Source organism: Pseudomonas sp. GL-B-19 (assembly GCF_019956415.1).
Lineage (GTDB): Bacteria > Pseudomonadota > Gammaproteobacteria > Pseudomonadales > Pseudomonadaceae > Aquipseudomonas.
Map to the genome: position 1 here is coordinate 127,966 of NZ_JAHBDK010000064.1, position 20,025 is coordinate 147,990.

Annotated in this window: 14 protein-coding genes; 5 read left to right on the top strand and 9 right to left on the bottom strand. The window is 58.4% G+C overall.

The features are described from left to right. Positions 1 to 115: 115 nt before the first annotated feature. Positions 116 to 4,069, bottom strand: a complete 3,954-nt coding sequence (gene putA / locus KGB06_RS23595) for a trifunctional transcriptional regulator/proline dehydrogenase/L-glutamate gamma-semialdehyde dehydrogenase (RefSeq protein WP_223520029.1) — start codon at positions 4,067 to 4,069, stop codon at positions 116 to 118. A gap of 462 nt (positions 4,070 to 4,531) precedes the next feature. Here putA and putP point away from each other — a divergent pair, with 462 nt between their 5' ends. From putP to KGB06_RS23615, 4 genes are all read left to right on the top strand, one after another. Next, positions 4,532 to 6,016 (top strand): sodium/proline symporter PutP, encoded by a 1,485-nt coding sequence (putP, locus tag KGB06_RS23600; protein ID WP_223520031.1) that lies wholly within the window; start codon positions 4,532 to 4,534, stop codon positions 6,014 to 6,016. A gap of 366 nt (positions 6,017 to 6,382) precedes the next feature. Then, positions 6,383 to 8,401: a type VI secretion system tip protein VgrG gene (locus KGB06_RS23605; protein ID WP_223520033.1), complete on the top strand. Its 2,019-nt coding sequence runs from the start codon at positions 6,383 to 6,385 to the stop codon at positions 8,399 to 8,401. Beyond that, entirely contained in the window at positions 8,382 to 9,128 is a 747-nt protein-coding gene (locus KGB06_RS23610) for a DUF4123 domain-containing protein (protein WP_263288382.1), read from the top strand. The genes KGB06_RS23605 and KGB06_RS23610 overlap by 20 nt, the downstream gene beginning before the upstream one ends. A 348-nt stretch (positions 9,129 to 9,476) precedes the next feature. Beyond that, entirely contained in the window at positions 9,477 to 9,794 is a 318-nt protein-coding gene (locus tag KGB06_RS23615; protein ID WP_223520037.1) for a hypothetical protein, read from the top strand. A 67-nt stretch (positions 9,795 to 9,861) separates the two neighbouring features. Here KGB06_RS23615 and KGB06_RS23620 read toward each other — a convergent pair whose 3' ends face one another. From KGB06_RS23620 to KGB06_RS23635, 4 genes are all read right to left on the bottom strand, one after another. Continuing rightward, complete coding sequence (locus KGB06_RS23620) at positions 9,862 to 10,278, bottom strand: type VI secretion system amidase immunity protein Tai4 (protein WP_223520039.1); 417 nt, start codon at positions 10,276 to 10,278, stop codon at positions 9,862 to 9,864. Next, on the bottom strand, positions 10,275 to 10,433 hold the full coding sequence (locus tag KGB06_RS23625) for a type VI secretion system amidase effector protein Tae4 (protein WP_263288392.1): 159 nt from the start codon (positions 10,431 to 10,433) through the stop codon (positions 10,275 to 10,277). Before KGB06_RS23625 ends, KGB06_RS23620 begins: the two co-directional genes overlap by 4 nt. Positions 10,434 to 10,510: 77 nt before the next feature. After that, positions 10,511 to 10,846 (bottom strand): type VI secretion system amidase effector protein Tae4, encoded by a 336-nt coding sequence (locus tag KGB06_RS23630; RefSeq protein WP_223520041.1) that lies wholly within the window; start codon positions 10,844 to 10,846, stop codon positions 10,511 to 10,513. Beyond that, positions 10,846 to 11,430 (bottom strand): PAAR domain-containing protein, encoded by a 585-nt coding sequence (locus KGB06_RS23635; RefSeq protein WP_223520043.1) that lies wholly within the window; start codon positions 11,428 to 11,430, stop codon positions 10,846 to 10,848. Before KGB06_RS23635 ends, KGB06_RS23630 begins: the two co-directional genes overlap by 1 nt. A gap of 252 nt (positions 11,431 to 11,682) precedes the next feature. Here KGB06_RS23635 and KGB06_RS23640 point away from each other — a divergent pair, with 252 nt between their 5' ends. Continuing rightward, the gene (locus KGB06_RS23640; protein ID WP_223520045.1) at positions 11,683 to 12,522 is read left to right on the top strand and encodes a 23S rRNA (adenine(2030)-N(6))-methyltransferase RlmJ; all 840 of its coding nucleotides are present in this window, start codon (positions 11,683 to 11,685) and stop codon (positions 12,520 to 12,522) included. A gap of 133 nt (positions 12,523 to 12,655) precedes the next feature. Here KGB06_RS23640 and msrA read toward each other — a convergent pair whose 3' ends face one another. The 4 genes from msrA to aceF form a co-directional block, all read right to left on the bottom strand. After that, positions 12,656 to 13,303, bottom strand: a complete 648-nt coding sequence (msrA, locus tag KGB06_RS23645) for a peptide-methionine (S)-S-oxide reductase MsrA (protein ID WP_223520047.1) — start codon at positions 13,301 to 13,303, stop codon at positions 12,656 to 12,658. Between the two features lie 205 nt (positions 13,304 to 13,508). Then, entirely contained in the window at positions 13,509 to 16,196 is a 2,688-nt protein-coding gene (locus tag KGB06_RS23650; protein WP_223520049.1) for a putative bifunctional diguanylate cyclase/phosphodiesterase, read from the bottom strand. A gap of 192 nt (positions 16,197 to 16,388) precedes the next feature. Beyond that, entirely contained in the window at positions 16,389 to 17,783 is a 1,395-nt protein-coding gene (locus KGB06_RS23655; RefSeq protein WP_223520051.1) for an alkaline phosphatase D family protein, read from the bottom strand. A gap of 271 nt (positions 17,784 to 18,054) precedes the next feature. Next, a complete protein-coding gene (gene aceF, locus KGB06_RS23660; RefSeq protein WP_223520053.1) occupies positions 18,055 to 20,025 on the bottom strand; it encodes a dihydrolipoyllysine-residue acetyltransferase in 1,971 nt (656 codons plus the stop codon).

Below are 20,025 nucleotides of genomic sequence, written 5' to 3' on the forward strand. Positions count from 1 at the left end.
CCCACTGCGGTGTGCCTGACGCGCCGCCTTCGCCAGCAAGCCGGCTCCTACAGGGTATGGCAAAAAAAATGGGCGCCGATGAGGGCGCCCATTTTTACAGTGACCGCATAGCTAATTAGCCGATAGTCATCAGACTGGCATTACCACCCGCTGCAGCAGTGTTGACGCTCAGCGCACGTTCAATTACCAAACGCTCCAGCGCAATATTGGTCTCGCCTTGCGACAAACCATGAACACCGACAATGGCGCCAGCACGCTTGGCCACTTGCTGGCACACCGCACGCAACTGGTCCGAATGGCCATGATGCAGAACTGCATCAAACACCACTTCATCCTTGTTCCAGTCGGACACCAGCTTGATGCGTGCCTGAACATCCTTCGGCAAGCGTGCGAACAACGCCTTGGTCAAATCAGCGTCCGGCCACACCGCCGAACCGCCGACAGCCAGCACCGCTGCCAGTTGCGTCAGCAGATCACCTTCGACTTCCGCCAGGCACAGCACGTGTTCGCGCGGCAGGATGGCGTAGCTGTTGCGCTCGCCGGTTGGACCGGCCAGAACACGGGTGATCCCGCTTTGCGATTGCGCCGTGAACTGCACGCACAGGGTGCTCAGGTCGGCAAATTTGTTGCTGTCGGCCCAGGCTTTCAGGGCGGTCAGCGGCTTGCTCATGGCGTCGCGCAGACGAACGTCCGGCGCTACGATGGCGTCACCGCGAGCGAAGGATTGTTCGATTGCATCGGTAGGACGCGTCGACAGCAGGCGGTACAGGTACAGCGGACCACCGGCTTTCGGACCAGTACCCGACAAACCTTCGCCACCGAACGGTTGTACGCCAACCACGGCGCCAACAATGTTGCGGTTCACGTAGACGTTACCGGCGTTGACGTTGTCGATCACCTTGGCGATGGTTTCGTCGATGCGTGTATGCACGCCCAACGTCAGGCCATAGCCGGAAGCGTTGATCTGGCCGATCAATAGATCGATGTCTTTGCGCTTGTAGCGAACCACGTGCAGCACTGGACCGAAGATCTCCCGTTGCAGCTCGTCGAAGCTTTCCAGTTCGATCAGGGTCGGCATCACGAAGGTGCCGCGTTTGACTTCTTCGCTGTTGGCGATGGCCACCTGGTACACGTTGCGACCTTTGTCGCGCATGGCCTGGATGTGCTTCTCGATGCCCGCCTTGGCTTCGGCGTCGATCACCGGGCCGATGTCCACGGACAGGCGCTCAGGGTTGCCGAGACGGCATTCAGCCATGGCGCCTTTGAGCATTTCGATGACACGGTCAGCGGAATCTTCCTGCAAGCACAAGACGCGCAGTGCCGAGCAACGTTGGCCGGCGCTGTCGAAGGCCGATGACACCACGTCGATCACCACCTGTTCGGTCAGTGCCGAAGAGTCGACGATCATCGCGTTCTGGCCACCGGTTTCGGCGATCAGCGGAATTGGACGGCCCTGGGCATCCAGGCGGCCAGCGATGTTGCGTTGCAGCAGGCGGGCAACTTCGGTGGAACCGGTGAACATCACGCCTTTGACGCGATCGTCGCCGACCAGACCGGCACCGACGGTTTCGCCACGGCCCGGCAGCAGTTGCAGCACGCCTTCCGGAATCCCGGCTTCGAGCAGCAAGCGCACGGCTTGAGCGGCTACCAGCGGGGTTTGTTCCGCAGGCTTGGCCAGCACCGGGTTACCGGCGGCCAACGCCGCAGCCACCTGGCCACTGAAAATGGCCAGCGGGAAGTTCCACGGGCTGATGCAGACAACCGGGCCCAGTGGGCGGTGGGCGTCGTTGGTGAAATCGTTGCGTGCCTGCACCGCGTAATAACGCAGGAAGTCCACGGCTTCACGCACTTCGGCGATGGCGTTGGCGAAGGTCTTGCCAGCTTCTCGAGCCAACAGGCCCATCAGCGGCTGGATCTCGCCTTCCATCAAATCGGCGGCGCGTTCCAGAATCGCGGCACGTTCGGCGGGCGGGGTGGCCTGCCAGATCGGCGCGGCGTTCAGGGCGCACTGGATCGCGTTGTCGACGTCTTCGACGGTGGCTTCCTGCACATGGCCGACCACGTCACGCAGATCGGACGGGTTCAGCACCGGCGCAGGGGTTTCAGTGCTGGAAGCGCAACCGAGCATCGGCGCGGCTTTCCAGTGGTTGTGAGCAGTGGCCAGCAAGGCGCAGGACAGGGAAGCCAAACGATGTTCGTTGGCCATGTCGATGCCGCTGGAGTTGGCGCGCTCGGCGCCATAAAGATCACGCGGCAGCGGGATACGCGGGTGCGGCAGGCCGAAGCCGCCTTCCAGCGTCGCCATCTGCTCGATGCTGGCCACTGGATCGGCCACCAGCTCCTGGATCGAAATGGATTGGTCGGCGATCCGGTTGACGAATGAGGTGTTCGCGCCGTTTTCCAGTAGGCGACGCACCAGGTACGCCAGCAGCGTTTCGTGAGTACCGACCGGTGCGTACACACGGCACGGACGGTTCAGCTTGCCTTCGGAAACTTTACCTACAACCTGTTCGTACAACGGTTCACCCATGCCGTGCAGGCACTGGAACTCGTACTGGCCGGGGTAATAGTTCTGACCGGCGATGTGATAAATGGCCGACAAGGTGTGGGCGTTGTGCGTGGCAAATTGCGGGTAGATAACTTCCGGCACCGACAGCAACTTGCGTGCGCAGGCGATGTAGGAAACGTCGGTGTACACCTTGCGGGTGTAGACCGGATAGCCTTCCAGGCCTTCGACCTGGGCGCGCTTGATTTCGCTGTCCCAGTACGCGCCTTTCACCAGGCGGATCATCAAGCGATGACGGCTGCGGCGAGCCAGGTCGATCACGTAGTCGATCACATACGGGCAACGCTTTTGATATGCCTGAATCACGAAGCCGATGCCGTTCCAGCCGGTCAGTTGCGGCTCGAAGCACAGGCGTTCCAGCAGATCCAGCGACAGTTCGAGACGGTCAGCTTCTTCGGCGTCGATGTTCAGGCCGATGTCGTACTGCTTGGCCAGCAAGGTCAGTGACAGCAGGCGCGGGTACAGCTCGTCCATCACGCGCTCGTACTGCGCGCGGCTGTAACGCGGGTGCAGTGCCGACAACTTGATGGAGATGCCTGGGCCTTCATAAATCCCACGACCGTGGGACGCTTTGCCGATCGAGTGAATGGCTTGTTCGTACGAGGCCAGGTACTTCTGCGCATCGTGCTCGGTCAGTGCCGCTTCACCGAGCATGTCGTAGGAGTAGCGGAAACCTTTGGCTTCGAACTTGCTCGCATTGGCCAAGGCTTCGGCGATGGTTTCGCCGGTGACGAACTGCTCGCCCATCAGGCGCATGGCCATGTCGACGCCCTTGCGGATCATCGGCTCGCCGCTTTTGCCGATGATGCGGCTCAGGGATGAAGTCAAACCCGCTTCGTTATGCGTGGCGACCAGTTTGCCGGTCAGCAGCAGGCCCCAAGTGGCGGCGTTGACGAACAGTGACGGGCTGTTGCCCAAGTGTGGATGCCAGTTGCCGGTGCTGATCTTGTCGCGGATCAGCGCGTCACGGGTGCCTTTGTCCGGGATGCGCAGCAGCGCTTCGGCCAGGCACATCAGTGCTACGCCTTCCTGAGAAGACAGAGAAAATTCCTGCAGCAGACCCTGAACAATCCCGGCACGGCCACCGGCGCTTTTCTGATTGCGCAGTTTTTCGGCAATCGATGCGGCGAGCTTATTCGTGGCTTCGGCCATGGCGACCGGCAGGCGAGCCTGTTCGATCAGCATCGGCACCACTTCCGGCTCAGGGCGACGGTAGGCGGCGGTGATCGAAGCGCGCAGCACCGATTGCGGCAGGATGCTTTCGGCGAACTCCAGGAAGCACTGGTGCGCGTGGTCGGCATGGACTTCACCGGCGTCGTCAGCGTCTTTGCTGATCAAACCACTCAGCTCGGACAGGGTTGCACCACCCTCGAGTTTTTCCAGGTAATTGAAAATTGCCTGCTTGATCAGCCAGTGCGGCGTGCGATCAATCGAGGTCGCGGCAGCCTTGAGGCGCTCGCGGGTCGGGTCGTCAAGTTTGACCCCAAGGGTGGTGGTAGCCATTTTTTATCCTCATGTTTGCCACGATTGCGTGGCATCAGCTGGCGGCAAGATTAGCCGTGCAACTGTTGAGGTGCAACCGGGTGCAACCCTTTTTTTGTCGGAATAACAGGCAGCTCGTCAGGAAATAAATTCTGGTACGGCAGTGCTGCATCGGGTGGGTGCTTTTTAGAGCGGTCGGCATTCGCGCTTGCTTCGAAAAGGAGCAAAAACGTGGTTTTTAATTATATTTCCGACTGGGTGCAACTTATTCTCACAAAATGGGTTGCACCTTATTTGTGTTGTTGAATAGGATTCGCGCCCCAAGGTGCAACCGGATGAAAAACCGGTGCGCCGGCTGATGGCTTTCCTGGGGAAACATCAGTCTTAAATGCGCAGGCTTCGAAATCATCTGAACAAACATTGTCGTTTGTCGGCGGTTTCACACGCTGGCGCTACATAAAAACAAAGCCAGGGCATCACTTAATGAGCGTAAGCAATCCAACCCTGATCACGTTTGTGATCTACATCGCAGCAATGGTGCTGATCGGCTTCATGGCCTATCGCTCCACCAACAACCTTTCTGACTACATTCTGGGCGGTCGCAGCCTGGGTAGTGTCGTGACGGCTTTGTCCGCTGGCGCCTCCGACATGAGCGGCTGGTTGTTGATGGGTCTGCCGGGCGCCATCTACATGTCCGGCCTGTCCGAAAGCTGGATCGCCATTGGCCTGATCATCGGTGCTTACCTGAACTGGCTGTTCGTCGCTGGCCGTCTGCGTGTGCAGACCGAGCACAACGGCGATGCCCTGACCCTGCCGGATTATTTCTCTAGCCGTTTCGAAGACAAAAGCGGCCTGCTGCGGATCATTTCTGCGGTGGTGATTCTGGTGTTCTTCACCATTTACTGCGCATCCGGCATTGTCGCTGGTGCCCGTCTGTTCGAAAGCACCTTTGGCATGTCCTACGAGACAGCGCTGTGGGCCGGCGCTGCGGCGACGATTGCCTACACCTTCGTCGGCGGTTTCCTGGCCGTGAGCTGGACCGATACCGTACAAGCCACGCTGATGATCTTCGCCCTGTTGCTGACGCCGATCATCGTGCTGCTGGCGACCGGCGGCGTCGACACCACATTCCTGGCTATCGAGGCACAGGACCCAAGCAACTTCGACATGCTGAAAAACACCACCTTCATCGGCATCATCTCGCTGATGGGCTGGGGCCTGGGTTACTTCGGCCAGCCGCACATCCTCGCGCGTTTCATGGCGGCGGATTCGGTCAAGTCGATCGCCAACGCCCGTCGCATCTCCATGACCTGGATGATCCTGTGCCTGGGCGGCACCGTGGCGGTGGGCTTCTTCGGTATCGCTTACTTCTCGGCCAACCCAGCTGTTGCAATGCCGGTGAGCGAGAACCACGAGCGCGTGTTCATTGAACTGGCGAAAATTCTCTTCAACCCATGGGTTGCCGGTATCTTGCTGTCGGCCATTCTGGCTGCCGTAATGAGCACCCTGAGCTGCCAATTGCTGGTGTGCTCGAGCGCCCTGACCGAAGACTTCTACAAAACCTTCCTGCGTAAATCCGCTTCCCAGGTCGAACTGGTCTGGGTCGGCCGCGCCATGGTCCTGGTGGTTGCCCTGATCGCCATCGCGATGGCTGCTAACCCGGAAAACCGCGTGCTGGGTCTGGTCAGCTACGCCTGGGCCGGTTTCGGTGCTGCGTTCGGTCCGGTGGTGCTGATCTCCGTGATCTGGAAAGACATGACCCGCAACGGCGCACTGGCCGGCATCCTGGTTGGCGCGATCACCGTGATCGTTTGGAAACACTTCGAACTGCTGGGCCTGTACGAAATCATCCCTGGTTTCATCTTCGCCAGCCTGGCCATCTACATCGTCAGCAAACTGGGTGCGCCGACTCACGGCATGCTTCAGCGTTTTGCTGCGGCCGAAGCCGATTTCCGCCTGAACAAGTGATGGGGGAGCTTCGGCTCTGACCTTTCGCCGCACATGAAAACGGCCCGCTTCCATTTGGAGGCGGGCCGTTTTTTTTGCCTGTGCAATTTTCGAATCCCTGTGCGTACCCCTGTAGGAGTGAGCCTGCTCGCGATAGCGGTTAATCATTCAACGTTGATGTCGACTGACCCGGCGCTATCGCGAGCAGGCTCACTCCTACAAGGGGAGGGTGGTGGTCTTGAAGGGAATGTCTGTAGCCAAAACAACTGTTTTCTGAAGGAGAAATCTTCAGAGAAAGTAGGGAAAATCTGATTTCCTTGTCCCTCCCTCAACACCCCTTATCGCTCATGCAGAATCGCCCGCCTTCATTCTGCAGAGACACATCGGATGTTCGCGCCTGCCAATCAACCGCGTTTCACGTTGACCCTCGACGGCGTCCAGAATGAGCTCAAGGTCCTTGAGTTCACGGGCACGGAAGCCATTAGCCAACCCTACCGTTTTGACCTGGAACTGGTCAGCGATCGGCCGGACATAGAACTGGAAAGCCTGCTGCACCGTCAGGCCTTTCTGAGTTTCGATGCACAAGGGGCCGGTATTCACGGTCAGATTTTTCGCGTCGGCCAAAGCGACTCCGGGAAACGTCTGACGGGCTACCAAATCAGCCTCGTACCGCGACTGGCTTACCTCGGTCAGCGCATCAATCAGCGGATCTTCCAGCACAAAAACGTACCGGCGATCATCGCGCAGGTGCTCAAGGATCATGGCATTCAGCGCGATGCGTTCGAATTTCAACTTGGCAGCGACTACGCGGCTCGCGAGTACTGCGTGCAATACGCCGAAAGCGATCTGGCGTTTATCCAGCGGCTGTGTGCCGAGATCGGCGTTCACTACCACTTCCAGCACAGCCCCGACGGGCATTTGCTGGTGTTCGGCGATGACCAGACCGTTTTTCCTCGTCTGCCCGAGTCAACGCTGTACCTGCCCGGTAGCGGAATGGCGGCGGATGCGCCAGCCATCAAACGCTTCAACGTGCGTCTGGAAACCCGCACTACCGCTGTCACCCGTCGCGATTACGACTTTCAAAAACCTCGCCTGCAACTCGAAAACAGTCTCGACAGCGAGCTGCGCCCGGTGCTGGAGGACTACCACTTTCCCGGCCAATTCACTGATCGCGAACACGGCAAACAGTTAGCTCAACGCACACTCGAACGCCACAACGCTGACTTCCGTCAGGCCGAAGGTCGTGGTGATGACTGTGCGCTGGTCAGCGGGCATTTCCTCCATCTCGCCGAGCATCCCCGTCAGGCGTGGAATGACCTGTGGCTGATCACTGAAGTCGAACATCGCGGCCGCCAACCGCAGGTGCTGGAAGAGTCGGCCACCAGCGATGACCCGGATGATTTTCAGGGCTATCGCAATACGTTTCTGGCGACGCCGTGGGACGTTTCGTTTCGCCCGCCGCTGGGGCCGCAAAAGCCTCGGATGCTCGGCTATCAACCCGCCGTGGTCACCGGCCCGGTTGACAGCGAAATCCATTGCGACGAGTACGGTCGGGTCAAGGTTCAGCTCGCGTGGGACCGCGATGGTCAACTCAACGAGCACTCCAGTTGCTGGCTGCGCGTTGCCACGGGTTGGGCGCATGACCGGTATGGCAGCGTGCTGATCCCGCGCGTCGGCATGGAAGTGCTGGTCGGGTTCATCGACGCCGATGCCGACAATCCATTGGTGATGGGCTGTCTGCCTAATGCGGCGACCCCCGTTCCGCTGGACCTGCCGGCGGACAAAACCCGCAGCATTTTCCGCAGCCAGAGCAGTCCGGGAGGCGGGGGATACAACGAACTGCGCATCGAGGATCGCAAAGGCGCCGAGGAAATCTACCTGCGCGCCCAGCGAAACTGGACCCTGCACGTGTTGAATGATCAACAGGTACAGGTCGATAACCAGCGCAGCATCGTCGTTACCGGCACCGCTCGCCATGAGTTGAAGGCTGATGAGCAGCGCATCACCCACGGTCAGCGTCAGGCTGAAGTGAAGCGCGACGATCACTTGGTGGTGGTGGGCGATCGGCACATCCGTGTGACCAGTCAGGTGCTCAGCGCGAGCCAGCAATTCCACGTCAGCGCCGGCCAGCAAGTGGTCATCGATGGCGGTGCCAGCGCGACGATTCAGGCGGGGGGGCAGTGGATCAACATTGGTCCTGGCGGGATTTTCAGCAGCGTGCCGATTCAGGTGGGCGGGGCATTGATGCCGGCGATGGCTGCCGCACCGGCGTCGCCGAATACGCCTTTGAAACTCGCCGCTGCGCCGGCAGCGATGTTGAGCGCTGCGCAGATCATGAGTCTGAAAAGCGATGCGCCGTTTTGTGAGGAATGCGAGCGCTGCAAGGATGGTGTCTGTGCAGCTTGATCATTTGACGCCTCGCGACTGGCTGGACCGGCAGCCGCTGAAACCCACCGAACAGGTGTTCGCGGTCTTTAGTAACGCCAGTTCTGCTCGGGCGTTTAAAGCCTGGCAATGCTCGACCACTGCACAGGCGCCGAGTCCTGTCTGGGCAGGTACCGCGTATGCCGAGTGGGAACCGGTGATGCCCTATGTCGGAATTATCGCGGCGGAGAGTGAGTTTCTGGAATGGGTCGCTGCCACCGAGTCTCGCGATTGGGGTTGGTTAGCGGTTTCTGCTGCATCTCAAGAAGTGCTGGTCGAGCATCTGCGCAGCCTTACCCAGGTTCTTTTGCCCAACGGTCATGCGGTGTTTTTCCGTTTCTGGGACGGGCGTTTTGTGCTGCCGATTCTTCAGTCCGGCGAAGTGAATGCCACGCAGTTAATGCCTGTGATCCACCGTTGTTTGATCAACGGTCAGTCGCTCGAAATCGGTGGTAGTGCGCTGAAAACCTCCAGGGTTTTCCCGTGGTGGGAGGTGTCTGATTCCCTGCTGCAACACCTTGGTGCTGTAGATACTTCGACCTCTATCAACAATCTGATGCAGTGGTTGAGTGAAGAGCATCCGAACCTGTTGGAGGCGTTTTCGGCGGGCGTGTTGCGCCGCAAGGTCGAGACGTTTCTTGCCCGGCCTGACCTTCCTTCAGTGCCGAAAGCCGAGCTGTTGGAGTACTTGATGGAGGAGCTGAACTAGAGGCAATGCGAAATTTCCGGGCGAAGTCGTCGGAAGTTTCCTTCAAGTTGTAACGGTTTCCATGAACTGGTTTGAAATGAATTCCAACGATAGTCTCTGGTGGTCACTGAAAATTCAGTGGCGGGGTGTAGGAGCCCTTCAAAGTCGTTGGAAATGTATTGGCGTCGAAGCTAGGTTTGCGGCCGTTAACGTGCGTCCGTAAGATCAGTTGCGGCGGTTGTGCGCGGGCACGCTTCGGCGTGGTCGAGTTTTCCAAAGGCCTCGATATTCCTACCCCGCGCATAACTGCCACCCCAGCCTGTAGGAAGGCTGATAGCAGTTCCTATTTACTGCCTCTGGAACTTGAAAATGAAAAATCTTCACCCCGATCCACCCTACGAAAAACCAATCCCCCATCCAAAAAACCGCTTCATGGCCCTCACCAGCAACTGCACCGACATGCCCACCCTGTTCGTCGATACCCACGCGCCGCTCGATGTGTTGTATGAGGCGGCCAACTATAGAATTCGCGCCGTGACACAGGTGCTGGAAAACATGTCGATGCGCGGTTCCATCGAGTGCGAACCCTTCATCCTCAGCGACTTTGCCTTGCTCTGTGCCATTCCGTTGCGCGATGGGTGTGATGTGCTGGATGTGATTGGCCGGCGGTTGCGGGCTCTGCCGTAGTATCTGAATAAAGAGTGATCCTTCCTGATTGATTGTAGGAAGGATCGTCCTTACTCATTTTGATAATCTACTTTGGCAGGAATTGATCCTGAGACTGAATAAATGCGTCGAACTCCCTGGAGTTGTAAACTTCGAGGCAACCATAAAAAACCATTTTTTTATTAGAATGCTTGCTGAGGGACGAGGTGTGTGCATAGGCGTTACGCATGTACTTCTCGGTTTCTGCGTAAGGGTCGTATGTGACTTCGAGGGTGTCCTCGTTTTGAATAATTAGATGCTGCCCCTTGCTCATCGACGAGTAGGCGCCAATCGCAAGTCCAATATCAGATTTGATTTCTGACTCGTTCTTGAATTGGCTGGAAATACAATTGGCCAATCCATAATTTTTCAGCGTTTCTCGCGCCTTATCTATATTGATTTCAGCAGATATGGCTTGCCCTGAAACGAGTAGGAGTGCCAGCACAATTAGAGGCGAGTGCGTCATCCCTTCAACTCCCAAAAGTTTATTTTATCCAGCTTTACCCTTGGATTGTCATAGGTATGGCTGTCTTGCTTGTGGTAGTCACTGCCGTCACCGGTCACGCTCCCGTTCCAAAGGGTTGCGTGGCCTGACGCGTCGCTCCACCCGGTGATTTCCATCACGATGACGCCTTTTTTCCATTTATAAAATTTGAATTGGTTTGCGTCAGCGTATGGTCGGGCTCGCCCCAGTTATGTCAAAGAAAAGCGAGGAAATCTACCACCTTCATTATGTAGGGAAGTTGGTCCGTTCCACTCAGTCGATAGATGGGCTGGTTTTGTATGATCGTGCCTTTGGGGATTTTATATCCGCCGTAATTAAACGCTCTGCTTAGCCTCAATGCGCAGGCATTCGCATAAGCATCAGGCTTTTCCGCTCTTGCCGCTTCGACTCCGCCTCCGACAAGTCCGTAAACCTCGACTGAGCCTTTATGACCTACTTCTGCATATGCGCTCCATAGAGTGCTGAAGCGGGGCCTTTTAACCGAAATGCTGGAAGACACTCCGCCGGCATTGATGACAACTTGAGCCATTATGCTTCCCCTTCCATGTCAATGATTTCGCTTCCGAATGCGTTTGGAATGATGGCTACGCCTTTGGCCCCGACTATCCCTGTCAACGCTTTTTCGGTGGGCCCGCTAATGTTGACGGTAACCGTCTCGCCGGGCAAATAACCTGAGGTTTTCACATGAATATTCAAGTCAGTGTAAAACCGGGATACTGACTCAACAGCAACCTGCTCATCGCCATAGGACAAGGAAATATCGGTGATGGACTTGGGACGATTGAGCAGGGTAGTGATGCCTGAAAAATCTGCTTTGTTGTGTTCTGCTCCGCCATATACAGATGACTGAGCGGAAATCACCTTGTTGGATTGTGGAGGGCAGCCGCAGGCAACGTAGTCACCTTCCAGGGCAACCAATCCGGCCGGTAACGTAATGGTTCTGGGGCCGACCGCGACGATGGGGCCTTTTCCTTGGCTGCAGACTGGGCAACTTGCCAAGTGTCCAATGGATGAGGTGCTTACAGCGCAATCGATGTTGATACCGACATTCCCTTCCAGTACGGAGCTGCCGGTTGAGGTTGGCGCACCGATACCAATCATTTTCCGTCCCATGTAAATCTCCATTTTACGGGTGTCAGGTCGGTCCGATCTTCGCACTCATGTGTAAGCTTCACGATGGCAGGTCTTTGGCAAAGTGTGACTTGATGTTGCTCGCCAAATGAGCAAGATCGAAAAATCGCAGACTGAGGCGACTCCGACGCGGGGGGCGTGATTGCGATTGCTAGACCGAACGCCCGCTCAGCCGCGAACCCCTGACGTTCGCCTCGGTACAAGGTAAACTTCCCGGCCTTCGCAGGAGCAATCATGAATTATCGTCACGCCTTCCATGCCGGCAATCACGCCGATGTGTTCAAACACCTGACTTTGACCCGCCTCATCGCCCTGATGTCGCGCAAGGAGCAGCCGTTTGCCTATCTCGATACTCACGCCGGCATTGGTCTGTATGACCTGCAGGGTGATCAGGCGAGCCGTACCGGTGAGTACCTGGAAGGTATTGCGCGTCTGTGGGATCAGCCGGACTTGCCGGCGCTGACCGCCGATTACATGAAAGTGCTGCACGACATGAACCCGGATGGCCAGTTGCGCTATTACCCGGGGTCGCCGGAGCTGGCGCGGCGTCTGACGCGGCCGCAGGATCGGGTGATGCTTAACGAGAAGCATCCGGAAGACGGTTTGCTGCTCAAGGACAACATGGCCGGCGACCGCCGGGTGAAGGTGCATCTGGGCGAAGGCTGGCATGTGCCGCGCGCGATGTTGCCGGTGCAGGAGAAGCGGGCGGTGATGTTGATTGATCCGCCGTTTGAACAGCTCGATGAGATGCAGCGCTGTGCGGCGTCGCTGAAAGAGGCGGTTGGCCGGATGCGTCAAACCGTGGCGGCGATCTGGTACCCGGTGAAGGACCAGCGCATGTTGCGGCGCTTTTATCAGGACCTGGCGGGCTCGGGCGCGCCGAAGTTGTTGCGCGTGGAGTTGCTGGTGCATCCGCTGGATACGCCGAACAGTTTGAACGGCTCCGGGATGGCGATTGCGAATCCGCCGTGGGGGCTGGAAGAGGAATTGCGTGAGTTGCTGCCGTGGTTGTCCAAGAAGTTGGGGCAGACCCAGGGTGGGTGGCAGATGGATTGGTTGATTGCCGAGAGTTGAGTGGTGATCGTTCCCACGCTCCGCGTGGGAATGCAGCCTGTGACGCTCCGCGTCACGCCCTTCAAGAGCGGACGCGGAGCGTCCATTGAGGCATTCCCACGCAGAGCGTGGGAACGATCAGGGGCCCGAAAAATCAGATCGGGCAGGTCACGCCTGTGCCGCCAATCCCGCAATACCCTTCAGGGTTCTTGGCCAGGTACTGCTGGTGATAGGCCTCGGCGAAGTAGACCGTCGGGGCTTGGTCGATTTCGGTGGTGATTTCGCCTTGGCCGGCCTTGGTCAGTTCGGCCTGAAACACTGCTTTGCTCTTGAGCGCGGCGTCCAGTTGCTCCGGGCTGGTGGCGTAGATCACCGAACGGTACTGAGTACCGATATCGTTGCCCTGGCGCATGCCCTGAGTCGGGTTGTGCAGTTCCCAGAACATCTTCAGCAGCTCGTCGTAGCTGACTTTTTCCGGCTCGTAGACCACGAGCACCACTTCGCTGTGGCCGGTCAGGCCTGAGCAGACTTCTTCATAGGTCGGGTTCGGTGTGAAACCGCCGGCGTAACCCACGACCGTGCTGACCACGCCTTCACGCTGCCAGAAGCGGCGTTCCGCGCCCCAGAAACAACCCAGGCCGAAGATTGCGAAGTCGACATTGGTGAGGAACGGGCCCAGCAGCGGGGAGTCGTGGACGAAATGTTTTTCCGGCAGCTTCATTGGTGTTTCGCGGCCAGGCAGAGCTTGTTCTTTTGTTGGAAGCACGTTTTTGTTCACCAGGATTTCCGAGCGCAAGACCATGATCAGTCCTCTCAGTCAGGTTGGGATGTTGAAATCAGACCGCCAGTTTGCCCAATGCCGCCCGGTTACGCACTACCCCTGTGGGAGTGAGCCTGCTCGCGATAGCGGTGTGTCAGTTAAAATCCACGTCACTGATACACCGCTATCGCGAGCAGGCTCGCTCCCACAGGGGGGAGTGTGTTCCACAGGAATTTTGGGGGTGCTGTCAGGCGAACGGGCCACGCGGATAGCGCTTGAGCTTTTCGATCAGCTCGGCGCCGGGAATCGGCCGGTCGAACAGGTAGCCCTGGCCGACGTCACAGCGGTGGCGCCGCAAGAACGCAAGCTGCTCGGCCGTTTCGATGCCTTCAGCCACGACCTTGAGTTTCAGGTTGTGGGCCATGGCGATCACCGCGGAGGTGATTTCCATGTCGTCCTGATTGTCGGGGATTTCGTGGATGAAACTTCGGTCGATTTTGATGATGTCGATCGGGAATTTTTTCAAATAGCTGAGTGACGAGTAACCGGTACCAAAGTCATCCATTGCCAGCGTCAGGCCCAGACGCTTGAGCTGGTCGAGCTGCAAGTGGGTGTCTTCGGTGGCTTCCAGCAGCAGGCCTTCGGTGAGTTCAAGTTCCAGCAAGTGGGCCGGCAGCGCTTCTTCCTTAAGGATGTTGGCGATGGACGACACCAGATCCGGATCGGAGAACTGCTTGGGCGACAGGTTGATCGCGACTTGAAGATCGCCCAGGCCGGCGGCGCTCAGTGTTTTGCTCATGCGGCAGGCCTGGCGGGCGATCCACTTGCCGATGGGGATGATCAGGCCGGTTTCTTCGGCGACGCTGATGAACTGGTCCGGACGGATCATGCCTTTGTCGGGATGGTTCCAGCGCAGCAGCGCTTCCATCCCCAGCAGGCGGCCGCTACGCAGGCAGAGCTTGGGCTGATAGAACACGTCCAGCTCGTTCTGGGTAAGTGCGCGGCGCAGGTTGTTCTCGACGAACAGCTTGTAGCTGGCCTCGGCATTCAACGCTTCTGTGAACACCTGGACCTGATGCTTGCCGTTGGCCTTGGCCTTGTGCAGCGCCAGACCGGCGTTGCGCATCAAGGTTTGCGGATCACGACCGTGCAGCGGCGCGCAGGCCAGGCCCACGGAGCCGGTGACGCTGATCAGTTGGTTGTCGACGAACATCGGCTTGTCGAGGGTCATCAACAACTGGTGGGCGACCTGTTGGCCGGTACGCAGGTCAGTGTTGTCCAGCAGCACGGCGAATTCGTTACTGGCGAAGCGTGCCAGGCTGCCGCCCGGACTCAGGCTGTTGCGCAGGCGTCGGGCCAGGCTGATCAGCAGTTTGTCGCCGGTCTGGTGGCCGAGGCTGTCGTTGATCCGCTTGAAGTTGTCGATGTCCACCAGCAGCAAGATGATCGGGGTGTCTGTGTCTCGGGCGAAGCGTTCGTCGAGGTTGCGGATGAACGCCGGGCGGTTGCCGAGGTTGGTCAGGTTATCGGTGTAGGCCAGGCGCTCGATGCGCTGCTGGGCGAGTTTGGTCTGGGTGATGTCTTCATAAATGCCGATGTAATGCGTCAACTCGCGGTTATCGCCGTACACCTTGGAGATCGACAGCTGCCCCCAGTAGGGTTCGAGGTTTTTGCGTCGGCTCTTGAACTCGCCCTGCCAGCTGTTGCTTTTGGCCAGCGCCGAGGGCGCGTCGAACAGCAGTTCGCTGAGGTTCTCCAGTGCTGGCAGTTCCGATAGCCGCTGGCCGTGGACTTCTTCGGTGCTGTACTGGGTGATCGCGGTGAAGCTTGGGTTGACGTATTCCACCACGCCGTCGCAATTGACCAGCAAAAAGGCGTTGGCGCTTTGCTCGACCGCGCGCTGGAACAAGTGCAGGGCGCTGGTGGCGGTGCGGCGGTTGTGGTTGTTGATGACCTGGGCGAACTGATCCGCCAGCTCGCCGGCAAACGCGATTTCGTCCGACTGCCAGGCGCGGGTCGCACCGGTCTGTTCCAGGCATAGCACGCCGACCACTTGACCGTCGACGCGGATGCTGGCGTCGAGCATCGCGTTCACATCGCGTGGGCGCAGGCTCTCGGCCATGTGCCGGGTGCGCGGGTCACGCATGGCGTTGTGGGCGTCGATGGCGCGGCTGCTGTGCAAGGCTTCGAGGTAATCAGGGAAGCTGCTGACGTCGATCGGCTCCGGCAGCCGGTATTCCTCGCAGGCGCGGTGATAGGCCGAAATCGGCACCAGCATCGAACCTTCGAGGTTCCACAGGCTGGCACAGTCAATTTCGTAGATATCGCAGGCGCTACGGGTGATCAGTTCGGCGGCTTCTTGCAGGGAATTGTTGCTGCTGTAGCGCTGGCGAGTCAGCAACAAGATCAGGTCCTGCTGGGCGCGCACCCGGTCCAGATGCTGCAGTTGTACCTGCTGGGCAAGCTGATTGAGTTCCAGGGCGATTTGCAGGCGCGAGTTCTGGGATTCCAGGTCGGGCAATAGCTGATTGCTTTCCAGTAGGTCGTCGACCACCAGCAGATAGCCGCGCAATAGGTGCCGATTGTGCTGTTTATAGGCTTCGCCCAGTTCCAGCAGGTTCAAGGCGCCGGAGGCGGTGTGCAAGGTGTAGCGGATCTGGTAGTTCGGACTGTCGGTAAGTTGCTGCTGGACCGCGTCATGCAGCTGATAGCGCGCTTCGGGCTCCATCAGGCTGGCGTAGGGAGAGTCGACCAGCGCACACAGGTCTACGGCCGGCAGACCGAAATGACGTTCGCAATTAGGATCCAGAAACAGTAGCGCCCAGCTAGGTTCATTCAGCCGTTCGAAACGCAGCATGCCGAGCCGCGAGGGCACAGGCAACTGCGTCACTACCTCGGCCACCATACGGCTGGCGGCATCGGGTTGGCTTTTCATTGAGGGGAACTCGCTTCGAATGTGCTGATCGCGCCGGGCTCTCGCCCTCTTATCTGTTGTCTGCGGCAAGGTTGCATCATTGCGGCCCCGACTGACAAGAGACATGAAGGCCAAGTGCTATAAGAATATGTCGGCAGGCGTGAAGTTTTCTCCAGCTCCGGCTAAAAACCAATGCATTTGGCCTTCTTCGCCTTAGTACAGCGGGATGTTGATCGCTTGTAATGGCGTGCCCCCCCGGTCGTGGTAATTGACCCGAATTTGCTCCCTATCAACGACCAGATGGGCAAAATTGTCTTCGCTGACCACCTGGCTGGTCAGTTCATGACGGTAGTCCCCCGCAGCCGTTTGCGCCAACGCCTGATCCAGGACGAACGTGGAGGCCTTGGCATACGGCAGCAGTTTGCTGTTGCACAGTGGCGAGGAGACGATGGTGTGCACCTCGAAGTCCGGGTCTTCGCTGTGGGTCAGGCGGCTGGTCAGGGAGCCGTGGACGTCGCCGGAAATGAAGACAACATTCTTGATGCGCTGCGTTCGAATCGTTTCCAGCAACCGTAGGCGTTGTTCCGGGAAGGCTTTCCAGGCGTCATCGCCATGGAGTTTGCGGTCAGGGTAGAACATCACGCTGGTGACCACGAATTTGACCCTTGCCTCGCTGTGGATCAGCCAATTGAGCAGTGCCTGTTCCTGCTCTTCATCGAGGATGCGGCGATCATTGGCCGACAGGTTGCGTCGAGTGCGGCTATCGGTGACAAACCATTCAATATCGCCTTCGGCGAACTGATACCAATACTGTTCAAGTTTTCTGCTGATTTGTCCGTTGACTAGAAGTTCATGCGCCGGACTGTGGCTGGCTTGATATAGCTCATAGGCCGCGATGGCGTTTTTGTATAAATAAGCATCGACCTTGCTTTCATTGGCTGGCCAGTTGTCTTCTATTTCATGGTCGTCGAGGATCATGTAAGTCGACAGGTTAGACATTAATTTTGTGATGTTCGGCTGGGAAAAAGCTGCGCGATATTTGCTGAGTATTTCCTTGTATTCCCGGTCGGGAGCGATGAGGTTCAGGTCATCGACATAGATTTGGTCACCGGTCATCAGCATCGCGCTGACAGGCGGGTCTGCCTGCTGCGCCAGATCGGAGATCGAAGCAAAAATCCGGTCACCCCGTTGCGGTGACGCTGGTATGCCTGCCGTCATGCGCAGGTAGCGGCACGAACCGACTATGTACGCCCGTGGCGTGGTGGTCTTGCTGGAACGGGTGCGGAACCGGTAAATCTCCCGTGGCCATTGCAGCGGCAGTTCCTGCACCGTCTCCACGGTATGCACCGGGCTCATCGGGCTGAACCAGCCGGCCTGGTATTCGTACTCGGTGTCGCTGGACAGCTCATTGAGCACAATCACATCGGACATGTCGCGCAAGACCGTCAGTTTTACAAACGCGCCTCGGGACCAACGCTCTTCACCCAAGCGCCGATAACGAATACCTGCAAATACCAAAGAATTGTCTTGAAGTTCGCCTCGTAGAAAGATGCGCGCGTGGTTAGTTGTAGTGTGGCCAATAATCGGGCCGACAGTCGGTTTGAACATGTTCGAATCCATTCGAAGTAAGTGCTAACTAAGCAAAAAGTGACTGATGCAGTTTTATTAAATATCAGTCGGACTAAGCGTAGTTATTGGCTCGCAAAAAATATCGGGAGGAAGTGGACTTGAGTTGTGGCCGATGTCAGCCGCGAATGTAGGAAGAAGTTTTATCCAAGGCAAAAAAAGCCCCGCCAAATTGGCGGGGTTGAGGTACGAGCGTGGCGCTCGGAAAACGTGGAACGCGAACGGCCCTCCGTTTAGGGAGGGCCGGTCGGTGTTACAGCAGGATGGTGCGGATGTCTGCCAGCAGGCTGCTCAGACGCTGAGTGAAACGTGCAGCAGCGGCGCCGTTGATCACACGGTGATCGTAGGACAGCGAAAGCGGCAGCATCAGCTTCGGCTGGAAGGCTTTGCCGTCCCAGACTGGCTGGATGGTTGCCTTGGAAACACCGAGGATCGCCACTTCCGGCGCGTTGACGATCGGCGTGAAGCCGGTGCCGCCAATGTGGCCGAGGCTGGAAATGGTGAAGCAGGCGCCTTGCATGTCGTCAGCGGTGAGCTTTTTGTCGCGGGCCTTGGCGGCCAGCGCAGCAGCTTCGGCTGCCAGTTGCAACAGGCTTTTCTGGTCGACGTTCTTGATGACCGGTACCAGCAGGCCTTCAGGGGTGTCGACGGCGAAGCCGATGTTTACGTACTTCTTGCGGATGATCGCTTTGCCGCTTGGTGCCAGCGAACTGTTGAAGTCCGGCAGTTCCTTGAGCAAGTGCGCGCAGGACTTGAGCAGCAGCGGCAGGATGGTCAGCTTGACGCCAGCCTTCTCTGCAACGGCTTTCTGAGCAACGCGGAACGCTTCCAGCTCGGTGATATCAGCCGAATCGAACTGAGTCACGTGTGGAATGTTCAGCCAGCTGCGATGCAGGCTCGACGCGCCGATTTGCATCAGGCGAGTCATCGGCACTTCTTCGGTTTCACCGAAGCGGCTGAAGTCGACAACCGGAATTGGCGGGATGCCCGCGCCGCCGGTTACGCCAGCAGCAGCGGCTGGTGCTTCCTTGGCTTTCTGCATCATCGCTTTGACGTAAACCTGCACGTCTTCTTTGAGGATGCGACCGTGCGGGCCACTGGCGCCGACGGCGTTCAGCTCGACGCCGAATTCACGGGCCAGTTGGCGTACTGCCGGACCAGCGTGAACCTTGGCGCCCGGCTTGGCCGGTGCAGCAACAGGTGCGGCAGCTGCCGGAGCAGCAGGCGCCGCTGCGGCTGGGGCAGGAGCGCTCGGTGCAGCAGCGGCCGGAGCCGGGGCCGCAGCAGGTGCAACGCCTTTGACTTTCAGCTTGAGGATCAGGTCGCCAGTACCGACTTCGTCATCCAGCTTGATGGAAACGCTTTCCACCACGCCAGCGGCAGGCGACGGGATTTCCATGCTCGCCTTGTCGGATTCCAGGGTGATCAGCGACTGGTCGGCTACAACGGTGTCGCCGACCTTGACCAGGACTTCGATGATCTTGGCCTTGCCGGCCGAACCGATGTCCGGAACGTGGATGTCCTGAACGCTGTCGGCCACTGGAGCAGCTGGAGCAGCTGGAGCAGCTGGAGCTGCTGCAGGAGCAGGCGCAGCGGCGGGTGCCGGAGCAGCAGCCTGGGCCGGGGCGGCAGCCGGTGCAGCAGCACCTGCCACTTCCAGATCCAGAATCAGGTCGCCGGTACCGACTTCGTCGTTGAGCTTGACGCTGATGGCCTTGACCACGCCAGCGGCGGGCGAAGGGATTTCCATGCTGGCCTTGTCGGATTCCAGGGTGATCAAGGATTGATCAGCCTCGACGGTGTCACCAACCTTGACCTGGATCTCGATGATCTGGGCCTTGCCCGACGAACCGATGTCCGGCACGTGCACTTTCTGAACCGAAGCGGCAGCAGGCGCAGCGGCTGGCGCGGCAGCAGCAGGTGCGGCAGCCGGTTTTGCTTCAGCTTTTGCAGCTGGCGCAGCGGCAGCCGCCGGAGCCGCAGCAGCGGCACCTTCGACTTCCAGCTCGAGCAGTTCGTCGCCTTCTTTCAGGCGATCACCCAGCTTCACTTTCAGGCTTTTGACGATGCCGGCTTTAGGCGCAGGAATTTCCATGCTCGCCTTGTCCGACTCCAGCGTCAGGATGCTCTGGTCGGCTTCGATACGGTCGCCGACCTTCACAAACAGTTCAATTACTTCACCTTCACCGCTGCCGATGTCAGGTACGCGAATGAGTTCGCTCAC

Excerpts from the sequence above, each read along its gene's own strand:
- KGB06_RS23620 (WP_223520039.1), bottom strand. The coding sequence starts at position 10,278 with ATGACGCACTCGCCTCTAATTGTGCTGGCACTCCTACTCGTTTCAGGG.
- putP (WP_223520031.1), top strand. The coding sequence starts at position 4,532 with ATGAGCGTAAGCAATCCAACCCTGATCACGTTTGTGATCTACATCGCA.
- KGB06_RS23615 (WP_223520037.1), top strand. The coding sequence starts at position 9,477 with ATGAAAAATCTTCACCCCGATCCACCCTACGAAAAACCAATCCCCCAT.
- KGB06_RS23625 (WP_263288392.1), bottom strand. The coding sequence starts at position 10,433 with ATGGAAATCACCGGGTGGAGCGACGCGTCAGGCCACGCAACCCTTTGG.
- KGB06_RS23655 (WP_223520051.1), bottom strand. The coding sequence starts at position 17,783 with ATGTTCAAACCGACTGTCGGCCCGATTATTGGCCACACTACAACTAAC.
- KGB06_RS23630 (WP_223520041.1), bottom strand. The coding sequence starts at position 10,846 with ATGGCTCAAGTTGTCATCAATGCCGGCGGAGTGTCTTCCAGCATTTCG.
- KGB06_RS23605 (WP_223520033.1), top strand. The coding sequence starts at position 6,383 with ATGTTCGCGCCTGCCAATCAACCGCGTTTCACGTTGACCCTCGACGGC.
- putA (WP_223520029.1), bottom strand. The coding sequence starts at position 4,069 with ATGGCTACCACCACCCTTGGGGTCAAACTTGACGACCCGACCCGCGAG.
- msrA (WP_223520047.1), bottom strand. The coding sequence starts at position 13,303 with ATGGTCTTGCGCTCGGAAATCCTGGTGAACAAAAACGTGCTTCCAACA.
- KGB06_RS23650 (WP_223520049.1), bottom strand. The coding sequence starts at position 16,196 with ATGAAAAGCCAACCCGATGCCGCCAGCCGTATGGTGGCCGAGGTAGTG.
- KGB06_RS23635 (WP_223520043.1), bottom strand. The coding sequence starts at position 11,430 with ATGGGACGGAAAATGATTGGTATCGGTGCGCCAACCTCAACCGGCAGC.
- KGB06_RS23610 (WP_263288382.1), top strand. The coding sequence starts at position 8,382 with ATGGTGTCTGTGCAGCTTGATCATTTGACGCCTCGCGACTGGCTGGAC.
- KGB06_RS23640 (WP_223520045.1), top strand. The coding sequence starts at position 11,683 with ATGAATTATCGTCACGCCTTCCATGCCGGCAATCACGCCGATGTGTTC.